Annotated in this window: 16 protein-coding genes; 2 read left to right on the top strand and 14 right to left on the bottom strand. The window is 71.1% G+C overall.

The features are described from left to right. Positions 1 to 10: 10 nt before the first annotated feature. From gspF to gspG, 11 genes are all read right to left on the bottom strand, one after another. The gene (gspF, locus tag LCHO_RS17095) at positions 11 to 1228 is read right to left on the bottom strand and encodes a type II secretion system inner membrane protein GspF (RefSeq protein ID WP_012348434.1); all 1218 of its coding nucleotides are present in this window, start codon (positions 1226 to 1228) and stop codon (positions 11 to 13) included. A gap of 104 nt (positions 1229 to 1332) precedes the next feature. Further along, a complete protein-coding gene (gene gspE, locus LCHO_RS17090) occupies positions 1333 to 2748 on the bottom strand; it encodes a type II secretion system ATPase GspE (RefSeq protein ID WP_012348433.1) in 1416 nt (471 codons plus the stop codon). A 16-nt stretch (positions 2749 to 2764) separates the two neighbouring features. Next, on the bottom strand, positions 2765 to 5026 hold the full coding sequence (gspD, locus tag LCHO_RS17085; RefSeq protein ID WP_012348432.1) for a type II secretion system secretin GspD: 2262 nt from the start codon (positions 5024 to 5026) through the stop codon (positions 2765 to 2767). 2 nt (positions 5027 to 5028) lie between these two features. After that, a complete protein-coding gene (gene gspN, locus LCHO_RS17080; RefSeq protein WP_012348431.1) occupies positions 5029 to 5988 on the bottom strand; it encodes a type II secretion system protein N in 960 nt (319 codons plus the stop codon). Positions 5989 to 5992: 4 nt separating this feature from the next. Further along, positions 5993 to 6505, bottom strand: coding sequence for a type II secretion system protein GspM (gene gspM / locus LCHO_RS17075; protein WP_012348430.1), 513 nt, complete (start codon positions 6503 to 6505; stop codon positions 5993 to 5995). Further along, the gene (gene gspL, locus LCHO_RS17070) at positions 6502 to 7788 is read right to left on the bottom strand and encodes a type II secretion system protein GspL (protein ID WP_012348429.1); all 1287 of its coding nucleotides are present in this window, start codon (positions 7786 to 7788) and stop codon (positions 6502 to 6504) included. The genes gspM and gspL overlap by 4 nt, the downstream gene beginning before the upstream one ends. Positions 7789 to 7861: 73 nt before the next feature. Further along, positions 7862 to 8845, bottom strand: a complete 984-nt coding sequence (gene gspK / locus LCHO_RS17065; RefSeq protein ID WP_012348428.1) for a type II secretion system minor pseudopilin GspK — start codon at positions 8843 to 8845, stop codon at positions 7862 to 7864. Positions 8846 to 8871: 26 nt separating this feature from the next. After that, positions 8872 to 9570, bottom strand: coding sequence for a PulJ/GspJ family protein (locus tag LCHO_RS17060; RefSeq protein ID WP_012348427.1), 699 nt, complete (start codon positions 9568 to 9570; stop codon positions 8872 to 8874). Between the two features lie 18 nt (positions 9571 to 9588). Beyond that, entirely contained in the window at positions 9589 to 9930 is a 342-nt protein-coding gene (gene gspI / locus LCHO_RS17055) for a type II secretion system minor pseudopilin GspI (RefSeq protein WP_012348426.1), read from the bottom strand. 25 nt (positions 9931 to 9955) lie between these two features. Beyond that, positions 9956 to 10486: a pilus assembly FimT family protein gene (locus tag LCHO_RS17050; protein WP_012348425.1), complete on the bottom strand. Its 531-nt coding sequence runs from the start codon at positions 10484 to 10486 to the stop codon at positions 9956 to 9958. Beyond that, positions 10461 to 10913, bottom strand: a complete 453-nt coding sequence (gene gspG, locus LCHO_RS17045) for a type II secretion system major pseudopilin GspG (protein WP_012348424.1) — start codon at positions 10911 to 10913, stop codon at positions 10461 to 10463. The genes LCHO_RS17050 and gspG overlap by 26 nt, the downstream gene beginning before the upstream one ends. Before the next feature lie 77 nt (positions 10914 to 10990). On the opposite strand from gspG, the gene LCHO_RS17040 reads away from it, so the two are divergent. Next, on the top strand, positions 10991 to 11602 hold the full coding sequence (locus LCHO_RS17040; RefSeq protein ID WP_083772767.1) for a type II secretion system protein N: 612 nt from the start codon (positions 10991 to 10993) through the stop codon (positions 11600 to 11602). Between the two features lie 41 nt (positions 11603 to 11643). Here LCHO_RS17040 and LCHO_RS17035 read toward each other — a convergent pair whose 3' ends face one another. Continuing rightward, positions 11644 to 12738, bottom strand: coding sequence for a nicotinate-nucleotide--dimethylbenzimidazole phosphoribosyltransferase (locus LCHO_RS17035; protein WP_012348422.1), 1095 nt, complete (start codon positions 12736 to 12738; stop codon positions 11644 to 11646). 36 nt (positions 12739 to 12774) lie between these two features. Further along, the gene (gene ilvA, locus LCHO_RS17030) at positions 12775 to 14280 is read right to left on the bottom strand and encodes a threonine ammonia-lyase, biosynthetic (protein ID WP_012348421.1); all 1506 of its coding nucleotides are present in this window, start codon (positions 14278 to 14280) and stop codon (positions 12775 to 12777) included. A gap of 475 nt (positions 14281 to 14755) precedes the next feature. Between ilvA and LCHO_RS17025 the strand changes: the two genes are divergently transcribed. Then, a complete protein-coding gene (locus tag LCHO_RS17025) occupies positions 14756 to 15178 on the top strand; it encodes an OsmC family protein (RefSeq protein ID WP_012348420.1) in 423 nt (140 codons plus the stop codon). 18 nt (positions 15179 to 15196) lie between these two features. On the opposite strand, the gene coq7 is transcribed toward LCHO_RS17025, so the two are convergent. Then, on the bottom strand, positions 15197 to 15847 hold the full coding sequence (gene coq7 / locus LCHO_RS17020; protein WP_012348419.1) for a 2-polyprenyl-3-methyl-6-methoxy-1,4-benzoquinone monooxygenase: 651 nt from the start codon (positions 15845 to 15847) through the stop codon (positions 15197 to 15199). Positions 15848 to 15869: the final 22 nt, after the last annotated feature.

Raw genomic sequence — 15869 nt, 5'->3', positions numbered from 1 at the left:
CGGGCGGGTGTCACTTCACCCAGGTATTGAGCTGGATGATCGGCATCAGCACCGCCAGCACGATCAGCATCACCGCCGCGCCCATCACCACGATCAGCAGCGGCTCCAGGATGGTGGCGGTCTGCATGGCGCGGCGCTGCACCTCGGCGCTGAGCTGGGTGGCGGCGCGTTGCAGCATCAGCGGCAGCTCGCCGGTCTGCTCGCCCAGGCGGGCGAACATCTGCAGCAGGCCGGGAAACCGTTTCTTGGCCGCCAGCGCCGACGCCAGCGGCGCGCCTTCACGCACCTGCGCCAGCGCGTCGAGCGCGTCGGCGCGCATGGCGCGGTTCGAGAGCGTCTCGGCCGCGGCCTGCAAGGCTTTCAGGATCGGCACGCCCGAGCCGGCCAGCATCGCCAGCGTGCCGGCAAAACGCGCCGCGTTGTAGCCGCGCGCGAGCTTGCCGATCAGCGGCAGCGTCAGGAAGGCGGCGTCGAGCCGCTCGCGGGTGGCGGGGTTGCGGCGCGCCAGGCTCAGCATCGCCACCGCGCCGGCCAGCGCCAGCAGCAGCAGCCAGCCCCAGGTGCGCAGGAAATCGCTGATCGCCAGCATCGCCATCGTCAGGAAGGGCAGCGCGCGCTTGCCGCCGGCAAACACCTGCGCCACCTGCGGCACCACGTAGGTGACGAGGAACACCACGATCACGATCGCCACCAGCGAGACGATCGCCGGATACAGCGTGGCGCCGATCAGCTTGCCCTTGAGCGCCTGGCGTTCTTCCAGATCGTCGGCCAGCTTGTCGAGCACCCGGCCGAGCTGGCCGCTCTGCTCGCCGGCCGCGACCACCGCGCGGTAGACGTCGTCGAACTCGCGTGGCGCGCTGGCCAGCGCCCGCGCGAACGGCGAGCCGGCGTTGACCTCGGCGCGCAGGTGGGCGAGCAGCTCGCCTTGTTTGGGATCCTCGGCCTCGTCGCCCAGCGCTGTCAGCGCGCGCTCCAGCGGCAGCCCGGCTCCGACCAGGCCGGCGAGCTGGCGGGTCCAGATCGCCAGCGTGGTGGACGTGAAGACCCGCCGGCTCAGCAGCCGCGTGCCGCTGGTCGACGTGTGTTCGGACGCCACCGCCTGCACGTCCAGCGGCACCAGCGCGCGCGCACGCAGCATCGAGCGCACGGCCTTGGCGTTGTCGCCGTCGAGCAGGCCGGTCTGGGTCTTGCCGTCGGCGTCGAGGGCTTCAAACTTGTAGGCTGGCATCGGTGTCGATCAGCGTGTGGCCAGCCCGCCGCCGGGCCGCCCCAAGGCGGGCTGAGCCCCCACGGGGGGTGGCGAAGGGTCGAAGACACAAGCCTGGCGGCACATCATTCTCGGGTGACCCGCAGCAGCTCTTCGCTGGACGTGATGCCGTCCGCCACCAGCCGGGTGCCGTCCTCGCGCATGGTCTTCATGCCACCTTGTTCAGCGGCCACGAAGATCTGCGACTCGGCGGCGCGGTTGTGGATCAGCGCGCGCAGCTTGTCGTCGGCCACCATCAGTTCGTAGATGCCGGTGCGGCCGCGGTAGCCGGTCATGCCGCAGGCGGTGCAGCCGACCGGGTGCCAGCGCCCGCGCTCGTCCTGGCGCTTGCAGTCGTTGCAGAGCTTGCGCACCAGCCGCTGCGCCAGCACGCCGATCAGGCTGGAGCTGAGCAGGAAGGGCTCGATGCCCATGTCGGTCAGCCGGGTGACGGCGCTCGGCGCGTCGTTGGTGTGCAGCGTGGCCAGCACCAGGTGGCCGGTGAGCGAGGCCTGCACGGCGATCTGCGCGGTCTCGTGGTCGCGGATCTCGCCGATCATGATGACGTCCGGGTCCTGCCGCAGGATCGCGCGCAGGGCTTTTGCGAAGGTCAGGTCGATCTTGGCGTTGACCTGGGTCTGGCCGATGCCCGGCAGCTCGTATTCGACCGGGTCTTCCACCGTCAGGATGTTGGTGGTGCTGGTGTCTACCTCGCCCAGCCCGGCGTAGAGCGTGGTGGTCTTGCCCGAGCCGGTCGGGCCGGTGACGAGCACGATGCCGTGCGGCTGCGCCAGCAGTTTCTGAAAGCGGGCCAGCGTGTCGCCGGCCATGCCCAGGCCTTCGAGCGAGAACTTGGCCTCGCCCTTGTCCAGGAGGCGCAGCACCGCGCGTTCACCGTGCACGCCCGGCAGCGTCGAGACCCGCACGTCGATCGCCCGCCCGCCGATGCGCAGGCTGATGCGGCCGTCCTGCGGCAGGCGTTTTTCGGCGATGTCGAGCTCGGCCATGATCTTCAGCCGGCTGATCAGCGCGGCGTGCAGCGCGCGGTTGGGCTGCACCACCTCGCGCAGCGTGCCGTCGACGCGGAAACGCACCGCCGACGAACGCTCGTAGGGCTCGATGTGGATGTCGCTGGCGCCGTCTTTCGCGGCCTGCGTCAGCAGCGCGTTGAGCATGCGGATGATCGGCGCGTCGTTGCTGGCCTCCAGCAAGTCTTCGACCGCCGGCAGGTCCTGCATGATGCGGCTCAGATCGACGGCGCTCTCGACCTCGCCGACCACGGCCGCGGCGCTCGACTCGCCGCCCGCGTAGGCCGCGGCCAGGCGCTGCGCCAGGCGGGCGGGCTCCTCGATCTCGAGCGCGTCGACGGCGTAGACGCGCTGCACCTCGGCCAGCGCGCTGCGGTTGACGCCGGCGGCGGCCCACAGCACCAGCCGGTCGTTGTCGTCTTCGAGCAGGATCTGCTGGGTCTTGGCCCAGGCGTAGGGCAGCGGGTGGCGCATGCGGCGGTCCGGTCGGTCAGCGGCCGGAGGCCGGCGTGCCCCATTCCACCGGCGCGAGCGGCCCCTCGGTGGCCGTCGGTGCGCGCACGGCTGCGGGGGCCGCCTGCTGGGCCGGTGCGGCCCTCGACGATGGCACCGCGGCGGGCGGCGCAGCCACCGGCTTGCGCTCGGGCAGCACCGGCGACTCGTTGATGCCCAGCACCGTCGACGGCTTGGGCTGCTCGTTCATCTGCTGGGCGCGGATGGCGTCGTAGCGGTCGAGCGTGAGCGCGTTGGCGTCCTGCTGGCTGCGCATCACCACCGGGCGCAGGAACACCAGCAGGTTGCTCTTGGTGCGCTTGCGGTTCTCGCTGCGGAACAGGCCGCCGATCAGCGGGATGCTGGCCAGGCCGGGCACGCGGTCTTCGCCGCTGCCGTAGTCGTCCTTCAACAGGCCGCCGAGCACCATGATGCTGCCGTCGTCGACCACCACGGTGGTCTCGATCGCGCTCTTGTCGGTGGTCGGGCCGGCGCTGTTGGTGGTGGTGTTGGCGACCACGCTGGAGTTTTCCTGGTAGATCACCATGCGCACCGTGCCGCCTTCGCCGATCTGCGGCTTGACGCGCAGGGTCAGGCCGACGTCCTTGCGCTCGATGGTCTGGAACGGGTTGGCCGAGCCGTTGCTGGTGCCGGTGTTGGTGAAGCTGCCGGTCACGAAGGGCACGTTCTGGCCGATCACGATCTTGGCCTCCTCGTTGTCGAGCGCGATCAGATTCGGCGTCGACAGCACGTTGGCGCCGGTGTTCGATTCGAGGAAACGCGCCAGCGCGCCGAGCGTGTAGACGCCGTTGATGGCTTTCAGCAGGCCCACGTTCAGGCCCGCGCCGGGCAGCGCGGCGCCGGTGGCCGCGCCCACCGACAGGTTGACGATGTTGTTGCCGCCGGTGCCGAAGTTGGTGCCGGCGACCAGCCCGTACCTGTCGCCGCTCTGGCCCAGCAGGCCCTGCCACTGGAAGCCGAATTCGGCCGCCTGGGTGGCGTCCATCTTGACGATCATCGACTCCACGTAGACCTGCGCACGGCGTGCGTCGAGCTGGTCGATGACGCCGCGCAGCTGGCGGTAGACCGGCTCGGGCGCGCTGATGATCAGCGAGTTGGTGGCCGGGTCGGCCTGGATGAAACCGCCGGTCGACGGGCTGGCCGACGCCGCCACCGGCGTGGTGGCCTGCACCGAGCTCATGCCGGTGGCCGTGCCGCCCGCGGCGGTATTGGCCTGGCCGGCGCTGGCGAGCGAACCGGTGGCCGCCGAGCCGCCGCTCGAGCCGCCACCGGCGCCGCCATAGGCCGCGCGCAGCACCTGCGCCAGCTTGGTGGCGTCGGCGTTCTTCAGGTAGACGACATAGATGTTGCCGCCCGGCCCGCCGTTGGCGCTGGGCCGGTCGAGCTTGTCGATCACCGCCATCACCGCGGCCAGCCGGGCCGCGTTGGGCGCGCGCACCAGCAGCGAGTTGGTGCGCGGATCGGCCACCACCGACACCGCGCCGGCACTGGGCACCGCACCGGCCGCGGTCACGCCGGAGGTGTCGGCAAAACGCTGCACCAGCGGCGCCAGGTCGGACGCCACGCCGTGCTGCAGCGCGATCACCTCGACACCGGTGCTGGACGGCACGTCCAGCGCGCCGATGATCTTGGCCAGCCGCTGCAGGTTGTCGGCGTAGTCGGTGATCACCAGGCTGTTGTTGCCCGGGTTGGCGTTGATGGTGTTGTTGGGCGTGATCAGTGGGCGCAGCACCGTCACCAGGTTGTTGACGTTCTCGTGCTGGACCTTGAACACCTGGGTGACGATCTGGTCGCCCTTGCGCAGCACCGAGCCGACCGACACCGTGCCGGTCTGCAGCTTGGCCTCGGCCTCGGGCACCACCTTCAGCAGCCCGGCCACGTCGACCACCGCGAAGCCCAGGCCGCGCAGCGCCGCCAGGTAGTTCAGGAAGGCCTCGCGCTGCGTCAGCGGCTGCTCGCTGTAGAGCGTCATCGTGCCCTTGACGCGCGGGTCGACGATGATCTGGCGGTTCACGATGGTGGCCATCGCCCGCGACACCGCCTCGACTTCGGCGTTGACGAAGTTGATCGTGACTGTTTCCTTGCCCTTGCGGCTGCCCTGGCTGGCTGCCGGCTGCTGGGCCTGCACCACCGGCAGCGCGCTGGCCAGCAGCGCACAGGCCAGGACGGACGCGGTGCATCGCTGCAAGGCGTGGAGCTTCGTGCGGCGGGTCGCCTCGGGGCGTGAGCGCTGCGTCATGGTCATCCGATCGTGAGCACGGACCGCGCGCCGTCGCGCCGCCCGATGATGTTGAGCAGGTTGTCGAGCGCCGGCTGATCGGCTTCGGCGGCGGTGGCTTCACCGCGCAGGCGCAGGCCGCTGGCGCTCCAGCTGCCGCTGCCGCTGAGCTGCAGGGCGCCGTCGAGCGTGCTGAGGCCGACCTGGGCGGTGCCGGCCTGGGCCGTGTCGCCGCTGATCGTCACCCGGTAGCTGCCCAGGCGCGGCAGCGTGGTGATGCGCGACGAGAAATCGCGCAGTTCGAGGCCGGCGCTGCCGGTCAGGGCAAAACGTCCGGCGACCCACTCGAAGGCCAGGTCCCGGGTCGACAGGCGCAGCGCGCCGCCGGGTTGCAGGGTGTTCCAGGGCGTGCCCAGGCCGGTCAGCAGCGCGGCCGGCCACTGGCCCAGCCAGCTGGCGTCGGCTCCGGCCGCCGCGCCGACGGCGCTGCTGGCGACGCTGGCGCGCAGCCGGCCCCAGCCGGGCTGCAGGGCGATGCGGGTCTGGCCGTTGATGCAGCAGTCCTGGCGCAGGCCGAGCTGCAGGCCCAGGCCGGCCAGGCTCGCCTGCGGGCGCAGCGTCCAGTCGATGCGGCCGGGCAGGGCGCGGGCGTCGCGGCTGCCGACACCCGCGCTAAGGACCAGGATCGCGTCGCCGCTCCAGACCGTGCCGCGGGCATCGGCCAGCTGCACCCGTTCACCGGTGGCCGTGCTCACCGCCTGCGCCAGCCAGCTGGCCGGCGCGAACACGATCAACGCCAGCAGGCCGCCGAACAGGGCGCCGAACAGCGCCCAGCGCCGGCTCGCCGCCGCAGCGATCGCCCAGCCGTTGTCGAGCGCCTGGCGCGTCCGCCGCGAGCCGCGGCCGGCGGTGTTGAGTGCCGAGCCCCGGGCCAGCGGCTGCGTGGCGCTGCGGCGTCGGGTGAAGACATCGAGTCGGCTCATGGCATCAGCTCGGACGACCGAGGGTCAGCACCACGGTGCCGCTGTAGCCCGCGCCGCTGCGGTTGAGCTGCAGTTCGACCACCCGGGCGCGGGCGGCGCTGCGCACCTCGGCCAGCCAGGCGGTCAGGGCGGCCGGATCGACCGCGTTGAGCGTGACGGTGGCGCGATCGCCGCTCAGGTTGAGCCGGGCGCCCGCGCCCAGTCGCGTGGTGGCGCCACGCAAGGCGTTTTCGGATTGTTCGGGCGCGACCGGCGGCAACGCGCGCAGCTCACGCGCTTCTTGTGCCAGCGCCTGCATCCGGGCCAGTTGCGCATCGAGTTCGGCGCGCTGGGCCGGCACCGTGCGCAGCGTCCTGAGGGCCGGCTGGATGGCGACGCTCCAGACCAGCAGCAGCGTCAGCGCGGCGATCGCCAGGCTGGCGCCGGTGCGCTCGCGCGGCGCCAGCGCCTGCCAGCGCTGCGCCAGCTGGGCACGGGCCTGCTGCAGGGCCGGCGGCAGGGTGGGGGCGCGGCTCATGGCTGGCCGCCCGGGTTGGCGGCGGGTGCGCTGCCACGGCGCAGCGTCAGCAGGCCGGCGCCACCTTCGACCCGCCAGCCAGCCGGCTGCAGGCTGCTGCGCAGGCGCTCGATCTGTTCGGCACCGAGCTGCGTGGCGCCGAGGCTGAGCTGGGCGTTTTCGTAGCGCAGCGTCTGCACCGCGAGGTTGTCGGGCCAGGCGCTGGCGGCGGCTTGCAGCATCGGTTCGAGGTCGGTGTCACCGGCGCGGCCGGCGGCGGCGCGCAGGGCCTCGTTCTCGCGCTGCATCTGCAGTGGCGCGTCGAGGATGGCGCGCACCTGCGGATGGGTGCTGCGCATCAGGTTAGTCATGGCGGTGCGGCGCTCCTGCAGTTCGCTGCGCTGCATCCAGGCCCAGGCGTTCAGGCCGATCAGCTGCGCGGCCAGCAGGCCGACCAGGCCCCAGCGCGCGGGCCGCCACGCGGGCGTGCGCAGTTGCGTCCAGGCATCGCGCAGCAGGGTGGCGCCGCGGTGGCGCGGGGCCAGATCGAACTGGCGCAGGTTCCAGCCGCCGTGTGCGGCGGCCAGCAGGCGCTGGGCCTGGCTGCGCACCGCCACCGGCCGGCCGAGCCAGGCCTCGGTGGCCAGCACGAAGGCCGGGCTGGCGCTGCAGCGCAGTTCGGCCGGCAGCGGGCTGGGCAGCAGCGCGGTGGCCAGGCCGCCGGGGCGGGTCTGGGTGTCCCAGGGCCAGCAGGCGACGCCCTCGGCGCTGCTGAAGGTGACGCCGGCCAGTTCGTTGCCGGCTTCGCCGACGCCGCTGGCGAGGGTCTGCACGTCGAGTTCGCCGACGCTGCCCTCGGCCGCGGGGCTGGCGGCGCAGATGACGCGGTCGACCGCGCGGCCGGTGCGCTCGATCAGCTCGATCTGGATGGCCAGCCAGGCCCGGTCGGTGACCGCGACCCAGCATTCGGTGCCGGCGTGGGCGTCGGGCGCCAGCGCCACGTGCACCAGGTCGGGGTCGTCGAGCAGGCGTTCTTCGAGCACGCCGCGCAGCGCCGCGCGCAGCCGCGAGGCCGGTGCCTTGGGGTACAGCAGGCGGTGAAAGCTGACGTCGGCGCCGGCCATCACCACGCTCAGGCTGGTGGCGCGCGGCAGCAGCGCCGCGGCGCAACGGCCTTCGCCGTCGACGCTCTGGCCGTCGGCGCTGAGCACGTAGGCCAGTTCGGCCGGCGCAGGCGCAGTGCTCCCGGCGGCGTTGGCGCCCAGGCGGTTGCGTGGTGGCAGTTGGACGATCAGCAGGCTCATGAATGACCGGTTCGGGCGGGTTCGATTGTAAGTGTCGGGGCTCAGATTTCTTGATGAATCATGGGCTTACAAATCATTGCTGGAGTGATGTCCCAACAGTTGCGGTCGGCCGGATGCGCACGCTGCGCAAGACCCGGACTTCGCGGGTCTGCGGCGTGCGCTCGATCAGCGAACGTTGCGCGACCAGCATCTGCTCGAGCCGCATGCTGCCATCGACCTCGAAGTAGCGGGTGTTCACGCTCATGCGGGCGCTGTCCAGCCCGGCGCCGGGGCCGAGCAGGGGGCGCGCGTCCTCGACCTGGCGCAGGTGGTTGCGCAGGCGCGACTGCACCAGCCGCTCGGCGCTGGCCAGGTCGATCGAGCTGACGACTGCGGCGATCACTTCCTTGGGCGCGGTGTTCAGGTTGACCGGCGTGATGCCGGGCAGCCAGGTCACGAAGGGCTGCAGGCGCCGCACGCTGATGGCGTCCAGGCCGAGCCAGCCGAGGTCGTCGATGCTGGCCGGCAGCACCGGGATGCCGCCCGATCGGCCGGTGTCGCCGGTGTCGGCGCCGACGTCGGCGCTGTTGCCGGGCGAGGCCAGGCGCAGCGCCTCGCCGATCTGCACCGCCACGCTGTCGCTCACGCCGACCAGCGCACACAGGCGCTGCAGCGTCTGTAGTTCGACCGGCTGGACCTTGCCGTCGCGCACCAGGTTGCGCAGGTTGTAGCGCGCCTGAGCGTCGCGGATGGTGCCCGACAGGAAGGCGTCGGGCGCGTCGTCGGTGCTGGCGTTGCGGTCGGCGGCCAGGAAGGTCGACAGCCGCGACTCGGCCAGCGGCACCGCCCAGGGTTCGCCGAGGTGGTCGACGTTGCTGGTGCGGCCGTCCTCGCGCAGGATCAGCCGGGCCCAGTCGAGCGCGCCGTTGAGGATCCACTGCGCCTGCACCTGGCCGCGCTCGGCCACCTCGACCTGCACCGCGCGCCACTGCTGCCAGACCATGCCGCTGGCCAGCGTGGCGATCAGCGTGACGATGATCATCGCGGTCAGCAGCGCGGCGCCGCGCTGGCGGTGCATCGGCGCCGTCCTCGTGCGAGCGGCTGTCATGGGTGCACCAGCCGCAGGTCGCGCACCAGCGTGCCGACCGCCGAGCCGCCCTCGGCGAAGGTCAGCAGCATGCGCACGCCGTCGGGCAGCTGCTCGCGGTTGCCGGTGGCGACCACGGCGGTGGCGTCGCCGGTCGCCGGGTCGGGTGAGGCGGCCTTGGCGGCCACGTCGCCGCTGGACTGGGCGTTGCTCCAGGCGTTGCTGCTGTTATGGAAGACGTGCAGCTGCCAGCCCGACACGCGCTCGAGCATCGTCAGGCTGCCGGGCTCGTTGCCGAGCAGCTGGTAGCTGCGCATCCAGGCCTCCTGCAGCAGCTCGGCCTGGCGCACCGGTGGCGCGGCCCAGCGCTGCAGCTGCTGGCCGCGCACGGTCCAGGCGATCACCTGCACGCCTTCGTTCTGGCGCCGCGTCAGCCGCAAGGTGGCGCCGTCGAACGACAGGCCCGGCACCAGCTGGGTGTCGATGCACGATTGCAGGTCGGCCTCCCACTGCGCCACGGTCGACTGCAGGCGCAGCAGCGCGTCCATGCGAGTCTGCGTGCTCTCGCGGCTGCGCACCACCATGTCGACACCCTGCCACGCCATGCCGGCCATCAGCGCCAGGATGAACAGGGCGACCAGCACCTCGATCAGCGTGAAGCCGCGCTGTGCCGACCGGATCGGACGGGGCGTGGACGGGGGGCGGCGCGCGGGCATGGGGATCACGCGGCTCGATCAGATGCGCGGCAGGATGGTCGACAGCTGCAGCAGCGGCCGGCCTTGGGCGTCGGCGATGCGGGCATCGACGCGTCGGAAGTTCGGGTTCGGCGTCGGCCGCACCACCAGCGTGCCGCGGTAGCTCTGGCCGAGCTGCTCGCAGCTGAATTCGAGGTCGCCGACCGGCGGGAACTGGCGCTGCAGGCGCAGCTCGGTGAGCTGGTTGTCAGCGCACCACTGCGCCGCCAGGGTATCGGCCAGGCGCTGGGTGTTGGCCGTCAGCGCCGCGGCGGCCTTGATGCCCGCCGCCAGCGTGATGGCGACGATCACCAGCGCCACCAGCACCTCGATCAGCGTCATGCCGAGAGGGCGGCACGCGGCCGGTTCAGGGCGCGGGCGCATCGTTGATCACCTGGAAGGGGCCGAGCCCGTCGGTGGCGAGCGTGATCTGCTGCTGGTCGAGCCGCAGTACCAGCCGCATCGCGCCGATGATGGGCTCCGGGCCGAGCGGCAAGCCGCGCAGCTGTGCCGGCAGCTGCACGCTGATCGGCGTGTCGCCGGGTGCGGCCAGCCAGCGCACAGGCAGGCCGTTGCCCTCGGGCAGGCCTTCGAAGTGGAAGTCGGCCGGATCGCCGCCGTCGCCGATCGGTTCGGGCGCCGGCCCCGGCACCCAGGCCACCGGCACGCCCAGCGCACGCGATTGCGCGCGGCCGGCCTCGAGCAGCGTGGCCAGGCGCGCGGCTTCGTGTTCGAGGCGGGTGTGGGCCGGGTCGGGCAGCGCGAGCGAGACCACCGCGCTGGCCAGCGCGATGATGGCCACGACGATCAGCAGTTCCAGCAGCGTGAAGCCGCGCGGCGGTGCGTGGCCGCCTGGAGCGCTGCGCCGAGGATCATTGCCACGAGCCCAGATCGGCATCCTTGCCTTCGCCTCCGGATTGGCCGTCGGCGCCGAAACTGAACACGTCGATCTCGCCCTTCACGCCCGGGTTGGCGTACTGGTAGGGCCGACCCCACGGGTCGTTGGGCAGCTTCTCGAGATAGGGCTTCCAGTTGGGCGGGTTCGGGCCGGCGCTCGGCCTGGCCACCAGCGCCTGCAGGTTCTGCTCGCTGGTCGGGTAGCGCTGGTTGTCGAGCTTGTAGAGCTTGAGTGCCTGCATCAGGTTGTTGATGTCGGTCTTGGCGGCGGTCACGCGGGCGTCGTCGGCGCGGTCGAGCACGTTGGGCACCACCAGCGCGGCCAGCACGCCGATGATCACCAGCACCACCATCAGCTCGATCAGCGTGAAGCCGCGGCTGGCGCGCAGGGCTCGGGTCATGGATTTCAAACGCTCGGGACGCATCATCAGGAAGTCCGGTTGGAACGGTTGGACACCGTGCAAACACCCAGCTGGGTGGGGCTGTCCATCATAATCGTCGGATCATGGCAGCACGTTGGACAGCATGGATGGTCTGGGCCGCACTCGCGGCCAGCCTCGTTTTCTGGGTTTTGCGTCTGGGCGCACGACCCGAACCGTTGCCTGCGCGGGTGCAGACCGTCGCTTCCGACCAGTCCACCCGTGGCGAGATCTTGCGTTTGTTTGCAAATCCGGTGGCCGCCGGCGCCACGCCCGCGATGCAGGCCACGGCATCGAGCCGCATGCGCCTGCTCGGGGTGGTCGCCGGTGCCGATGACGACGCGCGCGGCTGGGTGGTGCTGAGCATCGACGGCCAGCCGGCCCGCACGATCCAGGTCGGCGCTCAGGTCGACGGCGACTGGGTGGTGCAGACCGTGACGAACCGGCGCGTCGAGATCGGGCCGTCCGGCGCACCGGCCGTCGCGGTGCTCGAACTGCCGTTGCCGGCGCCTGCCGCGACCGGTCAGCTGCCGACGGCGATGCCCCTGGCCGTGGGTGCCACCGCGGTGCTGACGCCACCTGCGCGGGCGCTGCCGGAAAACATGCCGCCCCCGCCACCGCCCGCGATGGCCGAGCGGCCGGGCACGCAAGGGCTGCCGGCTGAGCCGTCCCCGGCGCCGGTCGACGTGGCGCGCTGACGCGCCGGTTGCTGTCGGCCCGTCGCTGCGCGGGCCGCCGTTCAGCGGTTGGGCAGGTTGATGAACTCGCGCACCGCGGCGGTCAGCACCGCTTCGGCCGGTTCTTCGCTGGCGGGTGGCGCCTCCGGGCCATCGGCCACGTCGGACAACAGCGCCGCAGCCGCGGCGACCAGCGGCCAGCTGACCGTGATGCCGGTGCCGTCGAGGCTGTCCATGCCCAGCGCGAGCAGTGCCGTGGCGTGGAAGCCGGCCAGCACCGCGTCGAGTCCGGCATGGTCGGTGCTGCGGCAGAACACGCAGTAGTCGGCCACCGGCCCGGCGATGTGGCTGGCGACCAGCAACGCGGCGCAGGCCGCGATGCCGTCGATCATGATCAGGTGGCGTTTTTCGGCCGCCTTGAGCATCGCGCCGACCATCATCGCGGTCTCGAAGCCGCCGAACGCGGCCAGCACCTCGACCGGATCCTCGACCTGGCTGTGACGCGTCTGGGCGCCCTGCAGCACCACCATCAGGTGTTCGAGCGTCATCGACGGCATCTTGTCGCCGGCATGCAGGATGGTGCGCAGCGACAGGCCGGTGATGCGCGAGATCACCAGCGCGGCCGCCTCGATCGACCCCACGCCCAGCCCCGCGCAGCCCAGCACGTTGCCGGGCAGGGCGTCGGCGATCTCCATGCCGGCGCGGATGGCCGCGTGCAGCTGGTCGAGCGACATCGCCTGCGTGACGCGGCAGTTGCGCGTGCCGTGGGCGATCTTGCGCGCCATGATGCCGGGGCGCACCCGCAGCGGCGTGGTCAGGCCGCAGTCGACCACGTTGAGCGTCAGGCCCTGCTGATGTGCAAACACCGGCAACGGCACCCGGCCGTTGAGCACGTCGTCGACCACGCTGACGGTGCGGCGGCCGCTCGGCGACGACACGTCGACCGCCAGCCCGTGATCGCCCGCAAAGACCAGCAGCTGCGGCTGGCGCAGGCGCGGCCGCAGGGCGTTCTGGATCAGGCCGATGCGTACCGCCAGCGGTTCGAGCTCACCCATCCGGCCGGCCAGCGCCACCCGACGTGTCAGCTTGAGTTGCAGTGCCTGCTCCAGCGAGGGCCGGGCGGTGGAAGCGACCAATGGCGGGGTGTCGGTGAACATGTGTTGTTGTCGGCTCGGCGCTGCGAGCCGTCTGGTTCAGCGAAGAAACAAACGGTACACCGGGTTGTCGGTCTCTTCGATGCAGGGATACGCGAGCGTGTCGAGAAATTGGCGGAACCGGGACCGATCCGCCTTGGGCACCTGGATGCCCACCAGGATGCGGCCGTAGTCGGCGCCCTGGTTGCGGTAGTGGAACAGGCTGATGTTCCAGCCCGGGTGCATGCTCGACAGGAAGCGCATCAGCGCCCCCGGCCGCTCCGGGAACTCGAAGCGGAACAGCCGTTCGTTGGCCGCCAGCTCCGAGCGCCCGCCGACCTGGTGGCGGATGTGATCGATGGCCAGTTCGTCGTGGCTGAGGTCGATCGCGTCGAAGCCCTGGCCGCGGAACAGCTCGCCGATCTGCGCCGATTCGCCGTGCGTGCGGGTGCTCAGGCCGACGAAGAGGTGGGCCTTCTGCTCGTCGGAGATGCGGTAGTTGAACTCGGTCACGCTGCGCGGGCCGATCAGCTCGCAGAAACGCTTGAACGAACCGCGCTCCTCGGGGATCGTGACGGCGAACAGGGCTTCACGCTCCTCACCCATCTCGGCGCGCTCGGCGACGAAGCGCAGCCGGTCGAAGTTCATGTTGGCGCCGCAGGTGATGGCGATCAGCGTCTGGTCGCGGCAGCCGGTGCGCTCGACGTACTGCTTGACCGCCGCCACGCCCAGCGCGCCGGCGGGCTCGAGGATCGAGCGGGTGTCCTGGAAGACGTCCTTCATGGCCGCGCAGATCGCGTCGGTGTCGACCCGGATGAACTCGTCGACCAGCACCCGCGTCAGCCGGAACGTCTCCTTGCCGACCTGCTTGACCGCCGTGCCATCGGAAAACAGCCCGACATCGGTCAGGCGCACCCGCTTGCCGGCTTCGACCGAACGCGCCATCGCGTCCGAGTCGGTGGTCTGCACGCCGATCACCTTGATTCCCGGCCGCACCGACTTCAGATAGGCCGCCACGCCCGAGATCAGGCCGCCGCCGCCGATGGCGACGAACACGGCGTCGATCGGGCCCTGATGCTGGCGCAGGATCTCCATGCCGATGGTGCCCTGGCCGGCGATCACGTCCGGGTCGTCGAACGGGTGCACGAACGTCAGGCCCTGGTCCGCGGCCACTTTCACCGCCTGGTCGTAGGCGTCGGAGTAGCTGTCGCCATGCAGCAGCACCTCGCCGCCGAGGGTGCGCACGGCGTCGACCTTGAGCGCCGGGGTGGTCACCGGCATCACGATCACGGCCCGGCAGCCGAGGCGCCGCGCACTCAGTGCCACGCCCTGGGCATGGTTGCCGGCCGAGGCGCAGATCACGCCGCGAGCGCGCTGTTCGGCGCTCAGGTTCACCATCTTGTTGTACGCGCCGCGCAGCTTGAAGCTGAACACCGGCTGGTTGTCCTCTCGCTTGAGCAGCACCGTGTTGCCCAGCCGGGTCGACAGGCTGCGTGCCAGTTCGAGTTCGGTCTCGCGCGCGACGTCGTAGACCTTGGCGTTCAGGATGCGCTGCAGATAGGGCATCGCGATCGCCTGCCGGGCGGCGGACGTGGCAGTGGATTTGGCGGAGCGAGGGGCCGGGCTCGAGGCCGGGGTTCGCGGGCGGCGCGCGGTGGGCATGGTGGCGGCAGGCGGTCGGGTGGGGGCGGAGGATCATAAGTCAGCCCCTCGGCGGCCCCTGAACGCCTGCACCGCGCTGCGGCAGACGAAAAAAAACCCGGGGGATGAACCCCGGGTTTAATCCACCTTTAGAGGAGGGTGGAGGAGACAACTGGTGGAAGTCCGCATCCGGCATCAGGGCTGTCGTCTATTGACTTTCCTGGGGACTGCGATTTCTCTTCCGTGACGCGATTCTATTACGGCTCGATGGTGCGATGCAACGAGGCCTTCGAGATGCCTGGATGTGGCAGGCGCGCATCAAGTCACGCTCCGGGCGGCAGCGTGGCGACAGCGACAATCCGCGATCTTCAACGCTCGGCGGTCCGCGCCCATCGACATCATGGAATGCACGATCAACTGGTTGCCATCCTCCGGCATGGCGTTTTCGGCTGAAACCGGCAGCGGTCATCTCCTGACGATGGACGGTGCGCCCGAAGGCGGCGGGCGCAATCTGGCGCCGCGGCCGATGGAAACCCTGCTGGCCGGCGCCGGTGCCTGCGCCGCCTACGACGTGGTGCTGATCCTCAAGCGCGGCCGCCATCAGGTGCAGGGCTGCCAGGTCAAGGTGCAGGCCGACCGGGCCGACACCGACCCCAAGGTGTTCACCCGCATCGTCATGCATTTCATCGTCAGCGGCATCAAGCTGCCCGAGGTGGCGGTGCAGCGTGCGGTGCAGATGTCGCACGACAAGTACTGCTCGGCCACCGCCATGCTCGCCAAGACCGCCGAGATCGAATTGAAGATCGAGGTGGTCGAGGCCTGACGCAGCCCGCGGCCAGGCTCAGATGTGGTGTGCCGTGCCCGTCATGACCTTGGCCGCGGCGCGCATCAGCCAGCGCACCGGCGCGGGCGGGCGCACGCCCCCGGCGGATTCGGCATCCCGGGCGTGGCGGGCTTCGTCGTCGCGCATCTGCGTGACGATCGCGCGTGAGGCGCTGTCCTGCGCGGGCAGGCGGTCGAGATGGCTCTGCAGATGCTGCTCGACCTGGCGCTCGGTCTCGATCACGAAACCGAGGCTGGTGCGCTCGCCCATGCGGCCTGCGGCCAGGCCGATCGCGAAGGCGCCGGCGTACCACAGCGGGTTGAGCAGCGACGGCCGGCTGCCGAGTTCCTTGAGGCGCTGCTCGGTCCAGGCCAGGTGGTCGACCTCTTCGGCGGCGGCGGCATCGAAATGCGCCCGCAAGGCCGGATCGGGCGTGGCCAGCGCCTGCGCGTTGTAGAGCGCCTGCGCGCACACCTCGCCCACATGGTTGACCCGCATCAGCGCACCGGCGAGCTGCTGCTCGGCCGGGCTCAGCTCGACGGCGGGCATCTGGCCTGACGCTTCGGGCGTCGGGTGAGGGCGCCGAGCGTGGTGATGCCCCCACACTGTGCGCAATCCGATCTCGGCCGTGGCGAGCAGGCGATCGATGGGGTGTTGCATTTGTGTCATGCCCGAAGTCTAGCCAACGAGT

The sequence above is a fragment of the Leptothrix cholodnii SP-6 genome, assembly GCF_000019785.1.
Lineage (GTDB): Bacteria > Pseudomonadota > Gammaproteobacteria > Burkholderiales > Burkholderiaceae_C > Sphaerotilus > Sphaerotilus cholodnii.
Note: the sequence above shows the minus strand (reverse complement) of the source record. Positions and strands in the feature narration are given on the sequence as shown.

Excerpts from the sequence above, each read along its gene's own strand:
- gspG (WP_012348424.1), bottom strand. The coding sequence starts at position 10,913 with ATGATGCGTCCCGAGCGTTTGAAATCCATGACCCGAGCCCTGCGCGCC.
- LCHO_RS17035 (WP_012348422.1), bottom strand. The coding sequence starts at position 12,738 with ATGTTCACCGACACCCCGCCATTGGTCGCTTCCACCGCCCGGCCCTCG.
- LCHO_RS17040 (WP_083772767.1), top strand. The coding sequence starts at position 10,991 with ATGGCAGCACGTTGGACAGCATGGATGGTCTGGGCCGCACTCGCGGCC.
- LCHO_RS17025 (WP_012348420.1), top strand. The coding sequence starts at position 14,756 with ATGGAATGCACGATCAACTGGTTGCCATCCTCCGGCATGGCGTTTTCG.
- gspF (WP_012348434.1), bottom strand. The coding sequence starts at position 1,228 with ATGCCAGCCTACAAGTTTGAAGCCCTCGACGCCGACGGCAAGACCCAG.
- gspN (WP_012348431.1), bottom strand. The coding sequence starts at position 5,988 with ATGAGCCGACTCGATGTCTTCACCCGACGCCGCAGCGCCACGCAGCCG.
- LCHO_RS17050 (WP_012348425.1), bottom strand. The coding sequence starts at position 10,486 with ATGCCGATCTGGGCTCGTGGCAATGATCCTCGGCGCAGCGCTCCAGGC.
- gspI (WP_012348426.1), bottom strand. The coding sequence starts at position 9,930 with ATGACGCTGATCGAGGTGCTGGTGGCGCTGGTGATCGTCGCCATCACG.
- gspD (WP_012348432.1), bottom strand. The coding sequence starts at position 5,026 with ATGACGCAGCGCTCACGCCCCGAGGCGACCCGCCGCACGAAGCTCCAC.
- gspM (WP_012348430.1), bottom strand. The coding sequence starts at position 6,505 with ATGAGCCGCGCCCCCACCCTGCCGCCGGCCCTGCAGCAGGCCCGTGCC.
- gspK (WP_012348428.1), bottom strand. The coding sequence starts at position 8,845 with ATGCACCGCCAGCGCGGCGCCGCGCTGCTGACCGCGATGATCATCGTC.
- ilvA (WP_012348421.1), bottom strand. The coding sequence starts at position 14,280 with ATGCCCTATCTGCAGCGCATCCTGAACGCCAAGGTCTACGACGTCGCG.
- gspL (WP_012348429.1), bottom strand. The coding sequence starts at position 7,788 with ATGAGCCTGCTGATCGTCCAACTGCCACCACGCAACCGCCTGGGCGCC.
- LCHO_RS17060 (WP_012348427.1), bottom strand. The coding sequence starts at position 9,570 with ATGCCCGCGCGCCGCCCCCCGTCCACGCCCCGTCCGATCCGGTCGGCA.
- gspE (WP_012348433.1), bottom strand. The coding sequence starts at position 2,748 with ATGCGCCACCCGCTGCCCTACGCCTGGGCCAAGACCCAGCAGATCCTG.
- coq7 (WP_012348419.1), bottom strand. The coding sequence starts at position 15,847 with ATGACACAAATGCAACACCCCATCGATCGCCTGCTCGCCACGGCCGAG.